Genomic DNA, 18,424 nt, shown 5'->3' on the forward strand with positions numbered 1-18,424 from the left:
TTCCCCGCGGGTGCTGACGGCCGCGGTGTGTCGTAGCGTCCCGATATGAGCAACCCCGCGCCGCCACGGAAGTCGCCCGACAAGCCCTGGCGCACCGAGGGCGCCCCGGAAGAGCCGCCCAAGCCGCCGACGGGCGGACGACGGGTGCGCGGCGGCTGGTGGAGCCTGATCCTCGCCGCGCTGGTCGTCTTCCTGATCGCGCTGCTCGTGCTGTCGTTCTACAACGAGGGCGACGAGCCGACGATCTCCTACACCGAGTTCAGCAAACAGGTCGACGCCGGCAACGTCAGCAAGATCTACGCCAAGGGCGACGCGATCCAGGGGCAGCTCAGGAAGGAGCGGGACAAACCGCAGGGTGACGGCACGTACACCAAGTTCCGTACCGAGCGGCCGACCTTCGCCGACGACCCGCTCTGGGAACGCCTGACCGAGAACGACGTCACCGTCACCGCCGAACCGGTCGTCCGCCAACGCAGCCTTCTGGCCAATCTGCTGATCGCGCTCGCCCCGATGGCGCTGCTCATCGCCGTGTGGGTGTTCATCGCGCGGCGGATGCGCTCGGGCTTCGGCGGGGCGGGCGGCATGCTGGGCCGCAAGGCGCCGCCCCGACCGGTCGAGCTGGAGCCGGGACAGGAGCGGACGACCTTCGCCGACGTGGCCGGCATCGACGAGGTCGCGGGCGAGCTGAGCGATGTCGTCGACTTCCTGAAGAACCCCGACGCCTACCGCAGGATGGGCGCCAAGATGCCCCGCGGCGTGCTGCTCGCAGGCCCGCCCGGCACCGGCAAGACGCTGCTCGCGCGGGCGGTGGCCGGGGAGGCGGGGGTGCCGTTCTTCTCCGCGTCGGCGTCCGAGTTCATCGAGATGATCGTGGGCGTCGGCGCCTCCCGGGTGCGGGAGCTGTTCGCGGAGGCCCGCAAGGTGGCCCCGTCGATCATCTTCATCGACGAGATCGACACCATCGGGCGGGCCCGCGGCGGCGGCTCGGCCATGGGCGGTCACGACGAGCGCGAGCAGACCCTCAACCAGATCCTGACCGAGATGGACGGCTTCTCCGGTTCCGAGGGCGTGATCGTCCTCGCCGCCACCAACCGCGCCGACATCCTGGACCCGGCCCTCACCCGGCCGGGCCGCTTCGACCGGATCGTCAACGTCTCGCCCCCCGACCGCGGCGGCCGTGAGGCGATCCTCGCGATCCACACCCGCGAGATCCCGCTCGCCCGGGACGTGGACCTCGCCCAGGTGGCCCGTACGACGCCGGGCATGACCGGCGCCGAGCTGGCCAACCTCGCCAACGAGGCGGCGCTGCTCGCCGTCCGGCGCGGGCAGGACCAGGTGACCCGCGGCGACCTGTCGGAGGCCCTGGAGAAGGTGCAGCTGGGCGCGGAGCGCTCCCTGGTGATGCCCGAGGAGGAGCGGCGCAGGACGGCGTACCACGAGAGCGGGCACGCCCTGCTGGGGATGCTCCAGCCCGGCGCCGACCCGGTTCGCAAGATCACCATCGTGCCGCGCGGCCGCGCCCTCGGTGTGACCCTGTCGACGCCGGACGCCGACCGGTACGCGTACACGGAGGAGTACCTGCGCGGCCGGATCATCGGCGCGCTCGGCGGCATGGCCGCCGAGCACGTCGTCTACGACATGATCACGACCGGTTCCGAGAACGACCTGGAACAGGTCACCAACATCGTGCGCGGCATGGTCGGCCGCTGGGGCATGAGCGAGCGCGTCGGCCGCATGTCGGCCCTGCCCGGCGACGCCCAGCAGGCCTACGGGCTCTCCGCGGCACCGCAGACCCTCGACGCCATCGACGACGAGATGCGGCGCGTCGTCGACGAGTGCTACGAGGAGGCCTGCCGCAAACTCCGCGACCACCGCGGCCAGTTGGACGCCCTCGCCCGGGCACTGCTGGAGAACGAGACGCTGGACGAGGCGGACGCGTACCGCATCGCGGGCATCACCAGGCTGACCAAGGACACCGAGACGTAGCACCCGCGGCACGAGGGTCCCGAGGGTTCGGGGTTGCGGGAGAGCCGGGGTCTCAGGGGACCCGGGCTATCAGGTACCGGAAGACGTTCGGCATCCACACCGTGCCGTCCGCCCGCCGGTAGGGGTGCAGCGCCTCGGTCACCTCCTTGTCCACCTGCGCCTGGTCCGTCGCGGAGACGGCCGCGTCGAACAGGCCCGTGGACAGCAGGCCCTTGAGGGCGCTGTCCACGCCCGCGTACCCGAACGGGCAGGCCACCCGGCCGGAGCCGTCGGGCCGGAGGCCGGCCCGCTGGGCGACTTCTTCCAGGTCGTCGCGCAGCGCCGGACGCCAACTCCCCGCCGCCCGCAGCGGATCGGCCAGCCTGGTGGCGACCCGCAACACGGACGAGGTCGCGCAGCGCTCCGGCGGACCCCAGCCCGCCAGCACCACGGGCGCTCCGCGCTCTGCCAGCGGCCTGGCGGACGCGAGCAGTTCGCCGAGCCCTTCCGAGTCGCCCGCGAGGCATCCGATGGGCTCGAAGGCGGTCACCAGGTTGTACGCGGGCGTCTCCGCGCCGACCGCGCCGACCGCGTCGCCGGGGGAGCCGTCCACGAGGCGCGTGCCGCCCCCCGCGCGCGTGTCGTCCGCCTCCGGAGCCAGCCGCTGCCGGGCGAGGGCCAGCCGCTCCGGGGCCCGGGCCTCGACGCCGGTGAGGACCGCGCCTCTGGAGGCCGCCATCAGCAGGGCCAGCCCGGAACCGCAGCCGAGGCCCAGGAGACGGGTGCCGGGCCCCACTCCCAGTCGCTCGTAGACGGCCTCGTAGAGCGGAACCAGCATCCGCTCCTGGATCTCGGACCAGTCACGCGCGCGTGCACCGTGGTCGACGCGGAGCGCGGGCCCCGCATGAGGCAGGTGCTCCCGCACGAGCGTAGGTGTCATGGATAAGCGCCCCAATCCGCCGAGAGTTTGCCGCAGTACCCGTTCAGGTGGCCCCCGTCAGTGCGCCCGCACTCCCTCCCGTATGCCAGGTAACTCCCCACTCGACCCCGCGTCCAGAGGTTGCGGGGGCCCGCTTGCGCGCCGCCCGCGCGCGTGGCGAGATTTCACGTTCCGGCAACGTCGACCCGGACCATCGCGCCATGGCAAAGGCCCCCGTTCCCACCCCGCGGGCGGACGACTTCCCCCGCTGGCACCAGGACCTGATCGCCGAGGCGGAACTGGCCGACAACGGACCGGTGCGCGGCACCATGGTGATCCGGCCGTACGGGTACGCGACGACCGCGGGCCGCGCGTCCCGCCCCGGTCGGCCCCGGTCCGGGCCGTCGTCCTCGCGATCAAGGGCGACGGGGCGGTTCTGGCCGAGGTCCGCGAGGTCGGCGACCGCCTCAGGGCGGCCGGGATCCGCGTCCACGTCGACGACCGCACCGACACCCCGTTCGGGCGGCGCGCGGTCGACTGGGAGCTGAAGGGCGTCCCCGTCCGCGTCGGGATCGGCCCGCGCGACCTGGAGAACGGCACGGCGATGCCGGTCCGGCGCATCCCCGGGGGCAGGGAGCCGGTCGCCCTGGACGCACTGGCCGGCCGGCTGCCCGCCATTCTGGAAGAGGACCAGGCGCTGCTGCTCGGCCAGGCCCGGGAGCACCGCGCGTCGCGCACGACCGGCGTGTCCGCGCTCGGCGTGTCCGCGCTCGGCGTGTCCGCGCTCGGCGTGTCCGCGCTCGGCGTGTCCGCGCTCGGCGTGTCCGCGCTCGGCGAGGCCGCGCTCGGCGAGGCCGTCGAGGCGGCCACCGCAGGCGTCTGGGCCCGCACATTCCCTGGGCCGGCCTCGGCGAGGACGGTGAGAACGCGTCGGCCGAGCACGGGGTGACCGTACGGTGTCCGGTCGCCGAGGACGGGTCGGTGCCCGAGGCCGAGGACGCGCCCGGTAACGTCGCCGTCGTCGCGCGTGTCTACTGAGTCGACGCCCTCCGTCCCGAGAGCGACCGAAACGTCTCTTGCGGCTCGGCCGGACACTCTCTCCTCGGCCGTGAACATGACACGAGGCGAGGGTCGTACGTGGCGCTACGCACCGGCTTGGTAGGAGCTGTGAGGCTTCTCCGCAGATCAGCGCACCCGCCCTCGTCAGGACGCATCAGAGGCAACTGACTGGTACGTGCAAATTATTTGGGATGCCCCGGAATCGGAACACAGCGGCACCCCCGCTCGTTGTCATTACGTGAGCACGACACAGACACCACCTGTTCTCGCCGCAGAGCTGGCACAGGCGTGGGCCGACATTCAGCGGTACCACCCCGAGCTGCCGGACCTTGCCGCGCCAGAGTCACTGATCGGGGAGTCGTCGTCCGCCTGCGGTCACGAGCTCTCCTTCGAGCGACTGCTTCATGAGGCAGTCCATGGCATTGCCGCCGCCCGCGGAGTCCGCGACACCTCCCGCGCCGGCCGCTACCACAACCGCCGGTTCCTCGCGGTCGCCGAGGAACTGGGCCTGGACCACCCCGAGGAACCGCATCCCAGCAGCGGCTTCTCACTGGTGGTCCTCAATCCCGAGGCCAAACGGCGCTACCGCCCGACGATCGAGCGCCTCCAGCGGGCTCTCAAGGCCCACGTGGCCGCCACCACCGCCGAGACGACCCGTGCCTTCCGCGGCCCGGCCGCCCGGCACGGCTCCTCCGGTGGCGGCGTCCGCGTCAAGGCCGTCTGCGACTGCGGACGCAACGTCCGGGTCGTTCCGTCGGTCCTGGCCCAGGCCCCGATCGTGTGCGGCGGCTGCGGCAAGCCGTTCCGCATCCCGGAGGTCATGGGCGCGGCGTAACCGCGGGCGCGGACGCACCGGCATCTCGTGGCTGCCGGTTCGACAGGCGGCGCGGGGGGTCGTCACCTGACGGCACCCCGCGCCGCGGCGCGCGCACCCGACGTACGGCCGTCGCGGCGCCGGGTGCTCCCGTGGCATGCCCCGGCGCACCCGCGGCTCAGGAGGGCCCTCAGGGTGTGGCAGAATGGTCAGCTGTACTCGACAGTCGCATAGGACCCCTCTCTCCTCCGGCTGACGCGTCCATCGGGCACTCGGGTACCGCAACCCCACGCGGCAATCCCGCCGTGCCCAACCACGTCAATCCAGGAGAACTCACTCCCGTGGCAGTCAAGATCAAGCTGAAGCGTCTGGGCAAGATCCGTGCGCCTCACTACCGCATCGTCGTCGCCGACTCCCGCACCCGTCGTGACGGTCGTGCGATCGAGGAGATCGGCAAGTACCACCCGACGTACCACCCGTCGGTCATCGAGGTCGACGCCGACCGCGTGGCCTACTGGCTGGGTGTCGGCGCGCAGCCGACCGAGCCCGTGCTTGCCATCCTGAAGAAGACCGGCGACTGGCAGAAGTTCAAGGGCGAGCCCGCCCCGGCTCCGCTGCTCGTCGCCGAGCCGAAGAAGGCACGTCCGTCGTTCGAGGCCCTCGGTGGCGAGGACACGGGCAAGGGTGAGGCCATCACCCAGAAGAAGAAGGCTGAGAAGAAGGACGAGGCCGCGGCTGAGTCCGAGTCGACCGAGGCCTGAGCAGCATGCTCGAAGAGGCGCTTGAGCACCTCGTGAAGGGCATCGTCGACAACCCTGACGATGTGCAGGTCGCCTCGCGCGACCTGCGCCGCGGGCGGGTGCTCGAGGTCCGGGTCCACCCGGACGACCTCGGCAAGGTGATCGGCCGCAACGGCCGCACCGCACGCGCCCTGCGCACCGTCGTGGGCGCCATCGGCGGCCGCGGTGTCCGCGTCGACCTCGTCGACGTCGACCACGTCCGCTGACGCATCAGCAGCACCGGCTCGGGCCGGGGAGGGCCACTGGGCCGTCCCCGGCCCGCAGTCGTTACGGCGGGCGCACACGAACGACAGGCATGACAGGCATGACAGGTACGACAGGAGATCTTCGACAGTGCAGCTCGTAGTCGCACGGATCGGCCGCGCCCACGGCATCAAGGGCGAGGTCACCGTGGAGGTCCGCACCGACGAGCCGGAACTGCGGCTCGCCCCCGGCGCCGTACTGGCGACGGACCCCGCCGCCAAGGGTCCGCTCACGATCGAGACCGGCCGGGTGCACAGCGGCCGTCTCCTCCTGCGCTTCGAGGGGGTCACCGACCGCACGGCGGCCGAGGCCCTGCGCAACGTCCTCCTGATCGCCGAGGTGGACCCCCGGGAGCTCCCCGAGGAGGAGGACGAGTACTACGACCACCAGCTCATGGACCTGGACGTGGTGACGAAGGACGGCGTCGAGGTCGGCCGCATCACGGAGATCTCGCACCTGCCCTCCCAGGACCTCTTCATCGTCGAGAGGGCCGACGGGAGCGAGGTGATGATCCCCTTCGTCGAGGCGATCGTCGTCGAGATCGACCTGGAGGAGCAGCGGGCGGTCATCGACCCGCCGCCCGGCCTGATCGACGACCGCGCCGAGATCGCCTCCGCACGAGACGGGGACGCGGCCGAGTCCGGGGCCGAGTCCGAGGACGAGAAAGCGCGAGGGAACGCCGACGGGACCGGGGACGGCTCCTGATGCGCCTCGACGTCGTCACGATCTTCCCCGAGTACCTCGACCCGCTGAACGTCTCCCTGGTCGGCAAGGCACGCGCGCGTGGACAACTGAACGTCCAGGTGCACGACCTGCGGCAGTGGACGTACGACCGCCACAACACCGTCGACGACACCCCCTACGGCGGCGGCCCCGGCATGGTCATGAAGACCGAGCCGTGGGGGGACGCCCTCGACACCGTCCTCGCCGACGGCTACGAGCGGGGCGCGCACGCCCCCGCGCTCGTCGTCCCCACCCCGAGCGGCCGGCCCTTCACCCAGGAACTCGCCGTCGAACTCTCCGAGCGGCCCTGGCTGATCTTCACCCCGGCCCGCTACGAGGGCATCGACCGGCGCGTCATCGACGAGTACGCCACCCGGATCCCCGTCTACGAGGTCTCCATCGGCGACTACGTCCTGGCCGGCGGCGAGGCGGCCGTCCTGGTCGTCACGGAGGCCGTGGCCAGGCTGCTCCCCGGCGTGCTGGGCAACGCCGAGTCCCACCGCGACGACTCCTTCGCGCCCGGCGCCATGGCCTCCCTCCTGGAAGGCCCCGTCTACACCAAGCCGCCCGCCTGGCGCGGCCGGGAGATCCCCGAGGTGCTGCTCAGCGGCCACCACGGAAAGATCGCGCGCTGGCGCCGCGACGAGGCCCTGCGGCGCACGACGGCCAACCGGCCCGACCTGATCGAACGCTGCGACCCCCGGGCCTTCGACAAGAAGGACCGCGAGATGCTCTCCATCCTGGGCTGGTCACCCGACCCCGAGGGCGAGCCGTACGGCCGATTTTGGCGCAGGACCGACGGCGTGGAACAATAGGTCGCTGTTGTGCGCAGTCCGGCGTGCGCCCCTGCCACGGGGGGACACGACGCCCGCCCCGACGCGCACCACCCCCCTTCAGAACTCCTAGTTTCCGTTGATGACCTGTGGCATCAACGAGGAAAGCAGACGAAATGTCTCACCTGCTCGACACCGTCGACTCCGCGTCGCTGCGCAGCGACGTCCCGGCCTTCCGCCCGGGTGACACCGTCAACGTCCACGTCCGCGTCATCGAGGGCAACCGCTCCCGTGTGCAGCAGTTCAAGGGCGTAGTCATCCGCCGCCAGGGCGCCGGTGTCCGCGAGACCTTCACGGTCCGCAAGGTCTCCTTCTCCGTCGGCGTCGAGCGCACCTTCCCGGTGCACACCCCGATCGTCGAGAAGATCGAGCTGGTCACCCGCGGTGACGTGCGTCGCGCCAAGCTCTACTACCTCCGTGAGCTGCGCGGCAAGGCCGCGAAGATCAAGGAGAAGCGCGACAACTGAGCGCCTTCAGGAGTTCATGACGGGGCCGGATAGCATCTGGCTCCGATGGACACCGAAGCTCAGCCGACGGAGCGCGACCGCTCCTCCCGCCCTTCCGATCCCGGAGCGATCCCGGACCCGGAGGGACCGGAGGACCGGTCGCGTTTCGCGTTCGTGGCACGGATCACGGAATGGCTGCCGGGCGGCCGGACCAGTCTCACCCTGCTGATCTGCCTGCTGTTCCTGCTGCTCCTCAACCTCTTCGTGGTGAAACCGTTCCAGATTCCCAGCGGATCCATGGAGAACGGATTGAGGATCGGCGACCGCGTTCTCGTAAATAGGTTGGCGTACCGTTTCGGGGCCGAGCCGCGGCGCGGCGACATCGTCGTGTTCGACGGCACCGGGTACTTCGGGGACGCCGACTACATCAAGCGCGTAGTGGGTGTGGGGGCAGACCACGTGGTCTGCTGCGACAAGGAGGGGAGGATCCAGGTGAACGGCCGGCCGGTCGACGAGTCGACGTTCCTGTATCCGGGCGACAGCCCGTCCACGGTGCCCTTCGACGTGGTCGTGCCCGAGGGCACCCTGTTCGTCCTCGGCGACCACCGCAGCGACTCCCGCGACTCCCGCGACCATCTCGGCTCGCCGGGCGGCGGCATGGTCCCCGTGGACGTCGTGATCGGCCGTGCCGACTGGATCGCCTGGCCCTTCGCCCACCTCACCCGCCTGCACCGCCCGAGCGGCTACGCGCGCGTGCCGGAGGCGAGCACCGAGCCGGACCCGGCGGGCGCCCATGGGTAACCGCGGCAAGCCCCGCGGCGCGTCCGACAGCGCCGCGGACAACCTCCTGCCCACCGGTGTCCGGCGCGCCGCCGCACCGGCCGGCGGCCGCACGCGCGCGGAGCGGCGCAAGCTCCAGCGCAAGGTCAAGCGCAAGCGCAGGCGCAGCGCCGTCCGGGAGATCCCGCTGCTCGTCGGGGTCGCCGTCCTGATAGCGCTCGTCCTGAAGACGTTCCTGGTGCAGGCCTTCGTGATTCCGTCCGGCTCCATGGAACAGACGATCCAGATCGGTGACCGGGTCCTGGTCGACAAGTTCACCCCGTGGTTCGGCTCCAAGCCGCAGCGCGGGGACGTCGTCGTCTTCAAGGACCCCGGCGGCTGGCTGCAGGACGAGCAGACCGCCACGAAGAAGGACGACCCCGTCGTCGTCAAGCAGGTCAAGGAAGGCCTCACCTTCATCGGTCTGCTGCCGTCCGACGACGAGAAGGACCTCATCAAGCGGGTCGTCGGCGTGGGCGGCGACCACGTCCAGTGCTGTGACGCGCAAGGGCGGGTCACCGTCAATGGCGTTCCCCTGAACGAGGCGGACTACCTCCACCCCGCCAACGCACCCTCGCTCACGCCCTTCGACGTCACCGTCCCCGAGGGACGCCTGTGGGTGATGGGCGACCATCGGGAGAACTCCGCGGACTCGCGGTCCCACCAGGACACGTACGGCGGCACGGTGTCCGAGGACGGGGTCGTGGGGCGCGCCATGGTCATCGCCTGGCCGCTGGGCCACTGGAACTCCCTCGAGGAACCGCAAACCTTTTCCTCCGTGACCGACTCGGCGTCCGGCGCGACCGCGCGGTCCGACGGGTCGCATAGGGTTGCTCCCGACGATCCGAACGGAACGATCCGACTCCCGAGCCCTGCGGAACTCCCGCTCGTTATGGGAGTGGTGGGCCTGCGTCGTATGTGGGGCAGGCAGCGGCACAGAGTGAGGAGTTGGCGTGGGGGATGTGGCGGTTGGCGCACGGTCCGGGCACGACGGCGAGGAGCACCGCGGACACCCCGTGGGCGAGGCCGGCCCGGCCGCGGACGGCGCTGTGACCTCCGGGAACGACTCCCCGGCGGCCGGGGACGACGGGCCCGGGGACGGGCAGCCCCCCGTGACGGGACAGGGCTCCGGTGACGGGGCGCCCAGGGCGAAGAAGCCGCGCTCGTTCTGGAAGGAACTGCCGATCCTGATCGGCATCGCGCTCGTCCTCGCGCTGCTGATCAAGACGTTCCTGGTACAGGCGTTCTCGATTCCCTCCGACTCGATGCAGAACACCCTCCAGGAGGGCGACCGGGTCCTGGTCGACAAGCTCACCCCGTGGTTCGGCTCCGAGCCCGAGCGCGGCGAGGTCGTCGTCTTCCACGACCCGGACGCCTGGCTCGCGGGCGAGCCCACCGCCGAGCCGAACGCGATCCAGACCTTCCTCAGCTGGATCGGCCTGATGCCGTCGGTGGAGGAGAAGGACCTGATCAAGCGGGTGATCGGGGTCGGCGGCGACACCGTCTCCTGCAACAAGACCGGCCCGCTCAGGGTCAACGGCAAGGCGCTGAACGAGCCGTACGTGTACCCGGGCAACACCCCGTGCAGCATGGACGACCAGGGCGGCCAGTTCACGGTGAAGGTCCCCAAGGGCTTCATCTGGGTGATGGGTGACCACCGCCAGAACTCGCGCGACTCCCGCTACAACCAGTCCGACAAGAACCACGGCATGGTCCCCGTCGACCAGGTCGTCGGGCGTGCCATCGTCAAGGCCTGGCCGATCAACCGCTGGGGCACGCTGCCGGTGCCGGACACCTTCGACCAGCAGGGTCTCCAGGCCGGCCCGGCGGCCTCGGCCACCCTCACGGTCGCCCCGCAGAGCGTCGCGCTGGCCGGTGTCGTACCGGTGGCCCTCTGGCGCCGTCGGCGCGCCGAGACGGCCCGGACCCGCTGATCCGGCCGGGCCCCGCTTCGGCCCGGACCCGCTGATCCGGCCGGGCCCGGCTGGGCAGCCGGGCCCCTGATGTGCCGGGGTGCCGCTGATCTGCTCGGCAAACCCTTTCCCAAGCCCCGGCCCCGGCCGGGGACGAGGGCTGACCCGGGCTCGTACCGCCGGGTAGGGTGCCGATCCATGGGTGGCGAGAGCACGACACGTACGGCCCCGCACGGCGGCGGTGGCACCAGCACTGGTCCGGCGGGCGGGCGGACCGGACACGTGCTGTCCGGTGTGGCCGTCGCGCTGGGCCTCGCGCTGTTCCTCGGCGGATTCGGCTGGGCGGCGCTCATCTACCGGCCGTACACCGTGCCCACCAGCTCCATGTCCCCGACCATCGCCGCCGGGGACCGGGTCCTCGCCCAGGTCGTGGACGGCGACGAGGTGCGCCGCGGAGACGTCGTCGTCTTCACCGACAAGACGTGGGCGGACAACGCGCCCGTCGTCAAGCGGGTCGTGGCGGTCGGCGGCGACACCGTCTCCTGCTGCACCGACGGCAAGCTGACCGTCAACGGCAAGCAGATCGAGGAACCTTACCTGCCCGAGGGCAGCCCCGCCGGGATCACGAACTTCCCGACCGTGGAGGTCCCCGACGGCCGCCTCTTCCTGCTCGGCGACGAACGCCAGGGCTCCCTGGACTCCACCGCCCACCTCACCGACGCAGCCAGCGGCACGGTGTCCCGCGGGTCCGTCAAAGCCCGCGTGGACGCCGTCGTATGGCCCACGGACGGCATGCTCAAGCGCCCCACCGGATTCGAGGCGCTGGGCACGCTCTCCGAGCCGGGGCCGCTGCGCACGATCGGCTGGCTGATCGCGGCCGGCGCGGTGCTCGTCCTCGGCGGCGGCGCCTACGGCCCGATCGCCAAGCGTGCCGCCCGGGGCCGCGTCGGCACCCGTCCGGAGCCCACCGGTGTCCGCTGAGGCGACGGACGCGGGCGTCGACTCGTACGAGGGCGGACCGCGCAGGGTCGCCCGGGTGGTGCTGCTCGACCCCGCGGACCGCATCCTGCTGCTGCACGGCCATGAGCCGGACGATCCGGCCGACGACTGGTGGTTCACCCCCGGCGGCGGCGTGGAGGGCGACGAGACCCGTGAAGAGGCCGCGCTGCGGGAACTCGCCGAGGAGACCGGCATCACCGACGTCGAGCTCGGCCCGGTGCTGTGGCGGCGGAGGTGTTCCTTCCCGTTCGCGGGCCGCCGCTGGGACCAGGACGAGTGGTACTACCTGGCCCGTACGGCCGATACGTCCAGGATGGAGCCCCGGGCGACGGCGCTCACCGAACTGGAGCGACGGAGCGTCTGCGGAGCGCGCTGGTGGACGTGTCGGGAACTGGCCCAGGCACATGAGACGGTGTATCCGACCAGACTCGCAGGGCTGCTGAGCAGGCTGCTCGACGAAGGCCCCCCGGCCCGGCCCGTAACCCTTGACACGGAAATCGTCTAGCGGCTCTCGGGACTGGCGCACAATGGGGGGATCGCACGGCTGAAGGGGAACATGCCATGAGCGCCGAGGACCTCGAGAAGTACGAGACCGAGATGGAGCTGAAGCTCTACCGGGAGTACCGCGACGTCGTCGGTCTGTTCAAATACGTGATCGAGACCGAGCGGCGTTTCTACCTCACCAACGACTACGAGATGCAGGTGCACTCGGTCCAGGGAGAGGTGTTCTTCGAGGTGTCGATGGCGGATGCCTGGGTGTGGGACATGTACCGGCCGGCCCGGTTCGTGAAGCAGGTGCGGGTGCTCACGTTCAAGGATGTGAACATCGAGGAGCTGAACAAGAGCGACCTTGAGCTTCCGGGCGGGTGACCCTCGCTTCCGCCGGAGCTTCCGGACGGACGACCGTCGTTCTCGCCGGAGCTCCCGGGCCGCTGTCCGTCGCTCCCGCGGGTGACGGAGTTGTCCACAGCCGCCGGGTTGTGCACCAAGATCCTTCCGGCTTCCGCTGATGCGTGAACGTTGGCGCCGGAGGTGGTGCCGACATGAAGACGGATCTGGCACGAGGGGCACTCGGCAGGTACGGCGAGGACCTGGCCGCGCGGCGGCTGGCAGAAGCCGGAATGACGGTCCTGGAGCGCAACTGGCGCTGCGGCAGGACCGGTGAGATCGACATCGTCGCGCGGGACGGCGACGTGCTGGTCGTCTGCGAGGTCAAGACCCGCCGCGGCGGTGGATTCCAGCACCCCATGGCAGGGGTGACGCCCGAGAAGGCGGAGCGGCTGCGCGGACTCGCCGAGCGATGGGTCCAGACGCACGGAGGAGCCCCGCCGGGCGGCGTCCGCATCGACCTGGTCGGCGTCCTCCTGCCCCGCCGCGGGGCCGCCCTCGTCGAGCACGTGCGGGGGGTGGCCTGAGATGGGGTTCGCGCGCACCTGCTCGGTGGCGCTGGTGGGCGTCGAAGGCGTCGTCGTCGAGGTCCAGGCCGACCTGGAACCAGGAGTGGCGGCGTTCACCCTGGTGGGGCTGCCCGACAAGAGCCTGAGCGAGAGCCGGGACCGGGTCCGGGCGGCGGTGGTGAACTCGGGCGGCGAATGGCCGCAGAAGAAGCTCACCGTCGGTCTCAGCCCGGCCTCCGTGCCCAAGGCCGGCAGCGGCTTCGACCTCGCCATCGCCAGTGCCGTGCTCGGCGCGGCCGAGCGGATCGACCCGCGGGTGCTCGCCGACATCGTGATGATCGGCGAGCTGGGTCTCGACGGACGGGTCCGCCCGGTCCGCGGGATCCTTCCCGCGGTGCTGGCGGCGGCGGACGCCGGGTACGAACAGGTGGTCGTGCCCGAGTGCGCCGCCGCCGAGGCCTCACTGGTCCCGGGTGTCTCCGTGCTCGGAGTGCGCAGCCTGCGCCAGCTGATCGCCGTCCTCGCCGACGAACCGGTGCCCGACGAGGAGCCGGACGAGCCGGGTCGGCCCGACCCGCTCATGGCCGGCCTGCGGATGCCCGGCACCGGCACGGCCACCGGGGTGCACGGCCTCGGCACCGCCCCGCACGACCCGGGGCACGACCTCGCGGACGTCGTGGGACAGCGCTCGGCGCGCACGGCCGTCGAGGTCTCCGCGGCGGGCGGGCACCACCTGTTCCTGGAAGGCCCGCCGGGCGCCGGCAAGACCATGCTCGCGGAGCGCATGCCGGCCGTCCTGCCCCGGCTCGGCCGGGAGGAGTCCCTGGAGGTCACGGCCGTCCACTCGGTCGCCGGACTGCTGCCGCCGGGCAAACCGCTGATCGACGTCCCCCCGTACTGCGCCCCGCACCACTCGGCCACCATGCAGGCGCTCGTGGGAGGCGGTCCCCACGTCGCCCGGCCCGGAGCCGTGTCGATGGCTCACCGGGGCATTCTCTTTCTGGACGAGACCCCGGAGTTCAGCACCCACGCCCTCGACGCCCTGCGGCAGCCCCTGGAAGCCGGTCATGTCGTGATCGCGCGCAGCGCCGGCGTGGTGCGGTTTCCCGCACGGTTCCTCATGGTGCTGGCGGCGAATCCGTGCCCGTGCGGCCGGTTCTCTCAGCGTGACACCCTGTGCGAATGCCCGCCCTCGGCGATCCGCCGCTACCAGGCCCGGCTCTCCGGACCGCTGCTCGACCGGGTGGACCTGCGGGTGGAGGTCGACCCGGTCAGCAGGGCCGAGCTGGCCCACCGCGGCCCCGGCGGCGACTCCACGGCGACCGTCGCCGACCGGGTCCGGGCCGCACGCGAGCGTGCGGCAGCCCGGCTGGCGGGCACTCCCTGGCGGACCAACAGCGAGGTGCCGGGACGGGAGCTGCGCAGCCGGTGGCATCCCGCGACCGGCGCGATGCAGGAGGCCGAGCGGAGCCTGGAGCGGGGAGTGCTCACCGCCCGCGGGCTGGACCGCGTCCTGCGCGTCGCCTGGACCGTTGCCGACCTGGTCGGACATGACCGGCCCGACGCGGGGGACGTCGCCCTGGCCCTGCAACTGCGTACGGGGGTCCCGCGCGGCGTGCCGATGGCGCTCGGGGCGCTGACGTGACCGGCACCGACGGGCCGGGCGGGGAGCGGCTCGCGCGGGCCTTCCTCACCCGGGTCCTCGAACCCGGCGACGAGGTCGGCGGCGGCTGGGTGCGCGAGCACGGTGCCGGAGAGGTGGTACGGCGGCTGCGCGCCGGCCGGGAAGCCCTGCCCGGGGTGACCGGGCAGCGATGGGCCGGGCTCCTGGCGCGAGCCGCCCGGGCCGAGCCGGAACGGGACCTGGCCGTCGCCCGGGAGGCCGGGGTGCGGTTCGTGTGCCCGGGGGACACCGAGTGGCCCGGCCCGCTGGACGATCTCGGGGACGCCCGGCCGCTGGGCCTGTGGGTCCGGGGCCGGCCCAGCCTGCGGATGTGGGCGCTCAGGTCGGTCGCGGTCGTCGGCGCCCGCGCCTGCACCGAGTACGGCGCGCACATGGCGGCCACCCTCGCCTCCGGACTCGCCGAGCGCGGCTGGGTGGTGGTCTCCGGCGGCGCCTACGGCGTCGACGGCGCCGCGCACCGGGGCGCGCTCGCCGCGGGCGGTGCCACCGTCGCCGTGCTCGCCTGCGGGGTCGACCGGCCCTACCCGCGCGGACACACGGGGTTGATCAACAGGATCGCGGAACAGGGACTGGTCGTGGGTGAACTGCCCCCGGGTGATCATCCCACGCAGAGCAGGTTCATCCTGCGCAACCGGGTCATCGCCGCGCTCACCGGCGGCACGGTGGTGGTCGAGGCGGCCCACCGCAGCGGCTCCCTCGCCACCGCGCGGGCGGCACAGCGACTGGGCCGGCACGCCATGGGTGTCCCCGGCCCCGCCACCAGCGGCCTCTCGGCGGGGGTGCACGAACTCCTGCGCGGAGAGGCCGTGCTGGTCACCGACGCCGCGGAGGTCGTCGAACTGGTCGGCGGCATCGGAGAACTGGCCCCGGAGCGGCGCGGCCCGGTGCTGCCCCACGACCTCCTGGAACCGGACGCCCGGCGCGTCCTGGCCGCGCTCCCCGGCCGGCGGGTGGCGGCGGTCGACGAGATCGCCCGGGAGGGCGGCACCACCAGGGACGACGCGATCGCGAGACTGTACGAACTCAGGGCACTCGGTTATGTCGAACGACACGGCGACGACTGGAAGTTGACACGCCAGGCGATGGTCACCGTCCGAGCGGGGCGACGCTCGTGTTGACCGAGAGGGTTCGGCCGTCCGAGGGAACACCGAAGCCCTTGAGGTTGACCGTAGTTGACGCGCCCCGCCGGTCACCCGGGGCGACCGCCGCGCCTCGCCGGGGCGCCGAGCGGAACTCATCCGCGTACAGCACGGGGCGTACTGTTCGCACACCGCGACACCTCAGTCACGCTACGCTCACGAGGATCCCGGCACGGACCGGCCACTCGGCACCACCCGACACCAGACCGACGGCTCACCCAGACACCCCCGCACGCACATCACGGCAGAACGACACAAGGCGACGAATGCCCCAGCACACCTCCGGGTCCGACCGGGCGGCGATCCCCCCAACCGCCCGTGACGGTGGCAGCGTGCGGCCGCCCGCTCCCTCGACACTCGACGAGCTGTGGCGGTCGTACAAGGCGACGGGGGACGAGCGGCTGCGGGAGCAGCTGATCCTGCACTACTCGCCGCTCGTGAAGTACGTGGCGGGCAGGGTGAGCGTGGGCCTGCCGCCCAATGTGGAACAGGCCGACTTCGTGTCCTCGGGGGTGTTCGGGCTGATCGACGCGATCGAGAAGTTCGACATCGAACGGGAGATCAAGTTCGAGACGTACGCGATCACCCGGATCCGGGGCGCGATGATCGACGAACTGCGCGCGCTGGACTGGATCCCCCGGTCGGTGCGGCAGAAGGCGCGGAACGTGGAGCGGGCCTACGCCACCCTGGAGGCACGGCTCAGACGTACTCCCTCGGAGGTCGAGGTGGCCGCCGAACTGGGCATCGCGGTGGACGACCTGCACTCCGTGTTCAGCCAGTTGTCGCTGGCCAACGTGGTGGCCCTGGAGGAGCTGCTGCATGTCGGCGGCGAGGGCGGGGACGGCCTCAGCTTCATGGACACCCTGGAGGACACCGCCGCGGACAACCCCGTGGAGGTGGCCGAGGACCGTGAACTGCGGCGATTTCTGGCGCGGGCCATCAACACCCTGCCCGAGCGGGAGAAGACGGTCGTGACGCTGTACTACTACGAAGGACTGACCCTCGCCGAGATCGGCAACGTGCTGGGGGTCACCGAGAGCCGGGTGAGCCAGATCCACACCAAATCCGTGCTCCAGCTGCGCGCGAAACTGGCCGGTTTCGGCCGTTGACCCGGCCCGGCCGAGGCGGTGCGGCGAGGGGCGCTGGTGCTGCGGCTGTCGCCCGGGCCGCGCGGGGTCGTGCGGGCGGAGCCACTCCCCATGCGGGTGCGGCGTCCGTAGAGTGGTCGACGTGCCAAGGATTCGAGCGGCCTCCGTGGCCGAGCACCGGTCGATGCAGCGAGCCGCCCTGCTGGACGCGGCCCGTTCGCTGTTGTCCGAGGGCGGTACGGAGGCGCTGACCTTCCCCGCTCTCGCCGAGCGGACGGGGCTCGCGCGCTCCTCCGTGTACGAGTACTTCCGGTCGCGGGCTGCCGTGGTCGAGGAGCTGTGCGAGGTCGACTTCCCCGTCTGGGCGGCCGAGGTCGAGTCGGCGATGGCCGCCGCGGAAGGGCCGGAGGCCAAGGTCGAGGCGTACGTGCGCCGGCAGCTGGCGCTGGTCGGGGACCGGCGGCACCGGGCCGTCGTGGCGATCTCGGCGAGCGAGCTGGACGCGGGGGCGCGGGAGAAGATCCGGGCCGCGCACGGGGGCCTCGTGGCGATGATCGTCGAGGCGGTGGCGGAGACGGGGCACGCGGAACCGCGGTTGGCGGCCATGTTGGTCCAGGGTGTCGTGGACGCGGCCGTGCGAAGGCTCGAGCTGGGCGTGGAGGAGGCCTCCGTGGTGACGGAGGCGGCGGTGGGGATGGTGACGCGGGGGATTCGGGGGTAGACCCGCGCCGCGGGTTCACTCGGTGCTGGTGCTGGTGCTGGTGCTGGTGCTGGTGCGCGGTGTCTGCTTCCCGGCGCCCGCCGTCGGTGGTGTGTGCGGGCAGTCCGGTCCGGCGACCGTGGGGTGCCGTCCCCCGGTGGCCGGGAGCCGATCCGGACGGCACGGTCGCCGCGGATCACCTGGCTACGGCAGCGGTACGCCCAGGACGGGCAGCAGCCGCGCAGGGGCCCTCGTGCTCAGCCATGCCGGGAGCAGGGACAGCGGGTTCAGGTAGGTCTTGTCCCTGCGCAGGCCCCAGTGCAGGCATGGGCCGGCGCAGTGGGAGGGCGCGGCGGCGAGGGTGCCGACCGGCTGGGTCGGGGTGATCTCGTCGCCCTCGGAGACCGAGGGGCGCACCGGCGTGTAGGTCGTGCGCAGGGGCGGGTTGCCCGTGCCCGTCAGTTCCAGTGAGACCACGCCCCTGCCCGCCACCTGGCCCGCGAACAGCACCCGGCCCGCCGCCACCGCCCGGACCGGGGCGCCGACGGGGGCCGCCAGGTCGACACCGCGGTGGCCGCGGGCGTACGGGGTGGCCGGGGGGTCCCAGCCGCGTACCACCACGGGGCGGGCGCCCACCGGCCATGACCGGGCGATCGCCGGAACGGGTACCGGCTCCGCGTCCGGGGGCGGAGCCGGGGTCGGTACCGGAGGGGGGTCCGGAGCCGGAGTTCGGACCGGAGCCGGAGTTCGAACCGGAGCCGGAGTTCGAACCGGTTCGGGCGAGGCGCCGGCCGCCGAGGCCGTCACGGTGAGCAGGACGGCCGGCAGCAGGGACAGGAGTCGTTTGACGTGCATGGGAGTACGGTCCCCGCCCGCGGGCCGA

At 72.2% G+C, this 18,424-nt stretch carries 20 protein-coding genes and 1 pseudogene; 19 read left to right on the plus strand and 2 right to left on the minus strand.

The window, feature by feature from the left end:
• The first annotated feature begins 45 nt into the window (after positions 1 to 45).
• Complete coding sequence (gene ftsH, locus ACGFQC_RS30770; protein WP_363092121.1) at positions 46 to 1,986, plus strand: ATP-dependent zinc metalloprotease FtsH; 1,941 nt, start codon at positions 46 to 48, stop codon at positions 1,984 to 1,986.
• Between the two features lie 52 nt (positions 1,987 to 2,038).
• Here the strand turns inward: ftsH and ACGFQC_RS30775 are convergent, their stop codons facing one another.
• The gene (locus tag ACGFQC_RS30775) at positions 2,039 to 2,905 is read right to left on the minus strand and encodes an SAM-dependent methyltransferase (protein ID WP_363092122.1); all 867 of its coding nucleotides are present in this window, start codon (positions 2,903 to 2,905) and stop codon (positions 2,039 to 2,041) included.
• A 334-nt stretch (positions 2,906 to 3,239) separates the two neighbouring features.
• On the opposite strand from ACGFQC_RS30775, the pseudogene ACGFQC_RS30780 reads away from it, so the two are divergent.
• From ACGFQC_RS30780 to ACGFQC_RS30865, 18 genes and pseudogenes are all read left to right on the plus strand, one after another.
• A pseudogene (locus ACGFQC_RS30780) lies at positions 3,240 to 3,922 on the plus strand (His/Gly/Thr/Pro-type tRNA ligase C-terminal domain-containing protein); the annotation flags it as partial.
• A 259-nt stretch (positions 3,923 to 4,181) separates the two neighbouring features.
• The gene (locus ACGFQC_RS30785) at positions 4,182 to 4,778 is read left to right on the plus strand and encodes a hypothetical protein (RefSeq protein ID WP_363092123.1); all 597 of its coding nucleotides are present in this window, start codon (positions 4,182 to 4,184) and stop codon (positions 4,776 to 4,778) included.
• 320 nt (positions 4,779 to 5,098) lie between these two features.
• On the plus strand, positions 5,099 to 5,518 hold the full coding sequence (rpsP, locus tag ACGFQC_RS30790) for a 30S ribosomal protein S16 (RefSeq protein WP_363092124.1): 420 nt from the start codon (positions 5,099 to 5,101) through the stop codon (positions 5,516 to 5,518).
• A gap of 5 nt (positions 5,519 to 5,523) precedes the next feature.
• Entirely contained in the window at positions 5,524 to 5,763 is a 240-nt protein-coding gene (locus ACGFQC_RS30795; protein WP_005479813.1) for an RNA-binding protein, read from the plus strand.
• A 127-nt stretch (positions 5,764 to 5,890) separates the two neighbouring features.
• Positions 5,891 to 6,505, plus strand: coding sequence for a ribosome maturation factor RimM (gene rimM, locus ACGFQC_RS30800; RefSeq protein ID WP_363092125.1), 615 nt, complete (start codon positions 5,891 to 5,893; stop codon positions 6,503 to 6,505).
• The gene (gene trmD / locus ACGFQC_RS30805; RefSeq protein ID WP_363092126.1) at positions 6,505 to 7,338 is read left to right on the plus strand and encodes a tRNA (guanosine(37)-N1)-methyltransferase TrmD; all 834 of its coding nucleotides are present in this window, start codon (positions 6,505 to 6,507) and stop codon (positions 7,336 to 7,338) included. The genes rimM and trmD overlap by 1 nt, the downstream gene beginning before the upstream one ends.
• Before the next feature lie 134 nt (positions 7,339 to 7,472).
• Positions 7,473 to 7,823 (plus strand): 50S ribosomal protein L19, encoded by a 351-nt coding sequence (gene rplS / locus ACGFQC_RS30810; RefSeq protein ID WP_010353847.1) that lies wholly within the window; start codon positions 7,473 to 7,475, stop codon positions 7,821 to 7,823.
• 45 nt (positions 7,824 to 7,868) lie between these two features.
• A complete protein-coding gene (gene lepB / locus ACGFQC_RS30815) occupies positions 7,869 to 8,603 on the plus strand; it encodes a signal peptidase I (RefSeq protein WP_363092127.1) in 735 nt (244 codons plus the stop codon).
• Positions 8,596 to 9,756 carry a signal peptidase I gene (gene lepB, locus ACGFQC_RS30820; RefSeq protein ID WP_363092128.1) on the plus strand — a complete coding sequence of 387 codons (1,161 nt, stop codon included), beginning with the start codon at positions 8,596 to 8,598 and terminating at the stop codon, positions 9,754 to 9,756. The genes lepB (ACGFQC_RS30815) and lepB (ACGFQC_RS30820) overlap by 8 nt, the downstream gene beginning before the upstream one ends.
• Positions 9,638 to 10,555 carry a signal peptidase I gene (lepB, locus tag ACGFQC_RS30825; RefSeq protein WP_363092129.1) on the plus strand — a complete coding sequence of 306 codons (918 nt, stop codon included), beginning with the start codon at positions 9,638 to 9,640 and terminating at the stop codon, positions 10,553 to 10,555. The genes lepB (ACGFQC_RS30820) and lepB (ACGFQC_RS30825) overlap by 119 nt, the downstream gene beginning before the upstream one ends.
• Positions 10,556 to 10,732: 177 nt before the next feature.
• On the plus strand, positions 10,733 to 11,515 hold the full coding sequence (gene lepB, locus ACGFQC_RS30830; RefSeq protein ID WP_363092130.1) for a signal peptidase I: 783 nt from the start codon (positions 10,733 to 10,735) through the stop codon (positions 11,513 to 11,515).
• Positions 11,505 to 12,038: an NUDIX hydrolase gene (locus ACGFQC_RS30835; RefSeq protein WP_363092131.1), complete on the plus strand. Its 534-nt coding sequence runs from the start codon at positions 11,505 to 11,507 to the stop codon at positions 12,036 to 12,038. Before lepB (ACGFQC_RS30830) ends, ACGFQC_RS30835 begins: the two co-directional genes overlap by 11 nt.
• Before the next feature lie 56 nt (positions 12,039 to 12,094).
• The gene (locus tag ACGFQC_RS30840) at positions 12,095 to 12,403 is read left to right on the plus strand and encodes a DUF2469 domain-containing protein (protein WP_003965949.1); all 309 of its coding nucleotides are present in this window, start codon (positions 12,095 to 12,097) and stop codon (positions 12,401 to 12,403) included.
• Positions 12,404 to 12,546: 143 nt separating this feature from the next.
• Positions 12,547 to 12,948: a YraN family protein gene (locus ACGFQC_RS30845; protein ID WP_363092132.1), complete on the plus strand. Its 402-nt coding sequence runs from the start codon at positions 12,547 to 12,549 to the stop codon at positions 12,946 to 12,948.
• 1 nt (position 12,949) lies between these two features.
• Positions 12,950 to 14,575 (plus strand): YifB family Mg chelatase-like AAA ATPase, encoded by a 1,626-nt coding sequence (locus ACGFQC_RS30850; protein WP_363092133.1) that lies wholly within the window; start codon positions 12,950 to 12,952, stop codon positions 14,573 to 14,575.
• On the plus strand, positions 14,572 to 15,732 hold the full coding sequence (dprA, locus tag ACGFQC_RS30855) for a DNA-processing protein DprA (RefSeq protein ID WP_363092134.1): 1,161 nt from the start codon (positions 14,572 to 14,574) through the stop codon (positions 15,730 to 15,732). The genes ACGFQC_RS30850 and dprA overlap by 4 nt, the downstream gene beginning before the upstream one ends.
• 287 nt (positions 15,733 to 16,019) lie before the next feature.
• On the plus strand, positions 16,020 to 16,862 hold the full coding sequence (gene whiG, locus ACGFQC_RS30860; RefSeq protein ID WP_363092135.1) for an RNA polymerase sigma factor WhiG: 843 nt from the start codon (positions 16,020 to 16,022) through the stop codon (positions 16,860 to 16,862).
• Between the two features lie 145 nt (positions 16,863 to 17,007).
• Positions 17,008 to 17,562, plus strand: a complete 555-nt coding sequence (locus ACGFQC_RS30865; RefSeq protein ID WP_363092150.1) for a helix-turn-helix domain-containing protein — start codon at positions 17,008 to 17,010, stop codon at positions 17,560 to 17,562.
• A 183-nt stretch (positions 17,563 to 17,745) separates the two neighbouring features.
• Here the strand turns inward: ACGFQC_RS30865 and ACGFQC_RS30870 are convergent, their stop codons facing one another.
• The gene (locus ACGFQC_RS30870; protein ID WP_363092136.1) at positions 17,746 to 18,396 is read right to left on the minus strand and encodes a M23 family metallopeptidase; all 651 of its coding nucleotides are present in this window, start codon (positions 18,394 to 18,396) and stop codon (positions 17,746 to 17,748) included.
• Positions 18,397 to 18,424 lie beyond the last annotated feature (28 nt).

Origin of the sequence: Streptomyces sp. NPDC048734, assembly GCF_043198675.1 — a bacterium.
GTDB lineage: Bacteria > Actinomycetota > Actinomycetes > Streptomycetales > Streptomycetaceae > Streptomyces.